At 69.2% G+C, this 2,436-nt stretch carries 2 protein-coding genes and 1 pseudogene; all 3 read left to right on the top strand.

Annotated elements, in window-relative coordinates; translation table 11 throughout:
- Positions 1-1,018: di-heme oxidoredictase family protein (locus ABYB95_RS21635; RefSeq protein ID WP_372661810.1), on the top strand; the 1,018-nt coding region annotated here is incomplete at its 5' end.
- Entirely contained in the window at positions 1,018-2,121 is a 1,104-nt protein-coding gene (locus tag ABYB95_RS21630) for an imelysin family protein (protein ID WP_372661807.1), read from the top strand. The genes ABYB95_RS21635 and ABYB95_RS21630, both read left to right, overlap by 1 nt.
- 3 nt (positions 2,122-2,124) lie before the next feature.
- A pseudogene (locus ABYB95_RS21625) lies at positions 2,125-2,436 on the top strand (DUF1513 domain-containing protein); the annotation flags it as partial.

Here is a 2,436-nt window from a genome sequence, read left to right as displayed (position 1 = left end):
CGCCGTGCAAGGCGTGAAACCCGAAGGCCGGGTGGAGATCCGCAGCCGCACCATCCACGGCCAGTTCGCCGATGGCACAGGCTACAGCTTGCAACAGCCGCTGTATGCGCTCACCGATCTCGCCTACGGGCCGCTGGCCCAGGGCACGATGCTGAGCCCGCGCGTGGCGCCACAGCTGGCCGGCGTGGGTTTGCTGGAGGCGATTGCCGAAGCCGACATCTTGCGCAACGCCCAGGACCAGGCGGCCCAGGCCGGCCCGGTGAAAGGCCAGGTCAACCGGGTCTGGGACGTGGTGGCCCAGGCCGAGCGGGTGGGGCGCTTTGGCTGGAAAGCCAACGTGGCCAGTCTGGCGCACCAGACCGCTGGCGCGTTCAACGGCGACATGGGCATCACCTCCAGCCTGTTCCCGCACGAATCCTGCACCTCGGTCCAGCGCGATTGCCTGGCCGCGCCGCACGGCGGCGGAAAGCGCAATGGCAGCGACGGCGTAGACAAGGCCGCCCAGGCCAACGCGGCTTCCCCCGAGATCGACGACGAGACCTTTGAACAAGTGGTGTTCTACCAGGCCACGCTGGCACCTGCCGCACGGCGAGCGCCCCGTGACGCTCAGGTGTTGCGCGGTCAGGCCTTGTTTGCCCAAGCCCAATGCGCCGCCTGCCACCGCCCCAGCTACGTGACCGCCGAAGGCCCGTTTCCGCGCCTCACCAGCAGCCAATTGAAGGGGCAGCGCATCTGGCCCTACACCGACTTGCTGCTGCACGACATGGGGCCGGACCTGGCCGATGGCCGCCCCGACTTCCTGGCCAACGGCCAACAATGGAAAACGCCGCCGCTGTGGGGCATTGGTTTGATCCCCGGCGTCAACGGCCACCAGCGCCTGTTGCACGACGGGCGGGCCGACGGTGTGCTCGAAGCGGTGCTCTGGCACGGCGGCGAGGCCCAGTCCGCCAAAGAGCGGGTGCTGAAAATGAATCCGTCCGAACGCGCCGCCCTGGTGAAATTTCTGGAGTCCTTGTGATGCTTGGCGACCTCTCTTTCTCCCGGCTCACCACGGCCGCCGCGCGCAACTGGCGCCACGGTCTGCTGACTGCCGGACTGCTGCTCGCGCCACCGCTGTGGGCCCAATCCTCTGTGTTGGCGGTGCCGAGCTACACCGCCCAGCAAGCCCTGCAAGGCTTGTACCGGCACCAGTTGCTGCCCGACGCCCAGCGCTTTGTCACGGCGGCACAAGCCCTGGTGACCGCGACACAAAACCACTGCGCGTCGGCACCCACCGCAGGCGATCTGGCCGCTGCACGCACGCAATGGCAGAGCACCTTGCTGGCCTGGGACACGCTGTCCACGGTGGCGGTCGGTCCCTTGCTGGAGCGGCGCTCCCAGCGCCAGATCGACTTCTGGCCCACCCGCCCCGCGCTGATCGAAAAGGCCATCGCCCGCGCGCCACAGGGCGCGGCCGATATGGAGCTGGTGGGCACCCCGGCCAAAGGCCTGCCCGCCCTCGAATGGCTGTTGTGGACCCAGCCGGTAGCCCCCCAGACCCCCGCCTGCGCGTTTGCGGTCGAAGTGGCCGCCGACATCGGGCGCGAGGCCCAGGCGCTGGCCAACGGGTTTGCCAGCGCACCGGTGCTCGGCACGCAAACCACGCCGCAGGCCACCGAGGCCGCGCATGTGGAATGGATCAACCAGTGGTTGGGCGCGCTGGAGCGTCTGCGCTGGGCCGAAATGGAAAAGCCGGTGGTCTCTGCGCCCGCCGGTACCGCACCCACCTTTGCGCGCCAGGCCAGCGCCAGTGATCTGGCCAGCTGGACCAGCCAGTGGCGCTTGTTGCGCAACCACGCGGCGCTGTACCCACGGCAAGGCCGTGCGCCGGTCAAGCCCGGCGAGGGCGCCGTGCCCATCGAATCGCTGCTGATGGGCCAGGGCAAATTGGCGCTGGCTTCGCGCTGGACCGAAGCGGTGGAGCAAAGCGACCGGGCCATGGCCGCCCTGGCCACGCCACTGCGGCCAGCGGAGGTGCAGCGCGCTGCGCAATCGCTCAAGGCGCTGTCCATCTTGTTCCAGCACGAAGTCGCCGGTTCCTTGAACATCCCGCTCGGCTTCTCCGATGCCGACGGAGACTGATCCATGCAGCCAGCGCCGTCCAACAGCTTGAGCAGCGCCTCCGGCCACCAACCAACCCGCCGACAAGGGCTGCAACTGCTGCTGGGTGCTGGCCTGGCCCCTTGGTCGGCCCTGGCTGGGGCAGCGGCGCCCCAGCCGTCCGCGCTGCTGACCGCCTGGCAAACCGACCTGGAACAGTACCTGGGTCTGATCGACCTGAGCGCGCCTGACTGGCGCGTGCGCAAGCGCTTGAAGCTGCCGACCCGCGCCCATGGCCTGGTCAGCGAAGCCAACGGCCACGTGATCGCCGTGGCCCGCCGCCCGGGCGACTGGCTG

Source organism: Hydrogenophaga sp. (assembly GCF_041633695.1).
In the GTDB taxonomy this organism is placed as follows: domain Bacteria; phylum Pseudomonadota; class Gammaproteobacteria; order Burkholderiales; family Burkholderiaceae_C; genus Hydrogenophaga.
This window is presented reverse-complemented; position numbering and strand designations above follow the sequence as displayed.

Coding starts and splice junctions, on each gene's coding strand:
- ABYB95_RS21630 (WP_372661807.1), top strand. CDS start 1,018: ATGCTTGGCGACCTCTCTTTCTCCCGGCTCACCACGGCCGCCGCGCGC.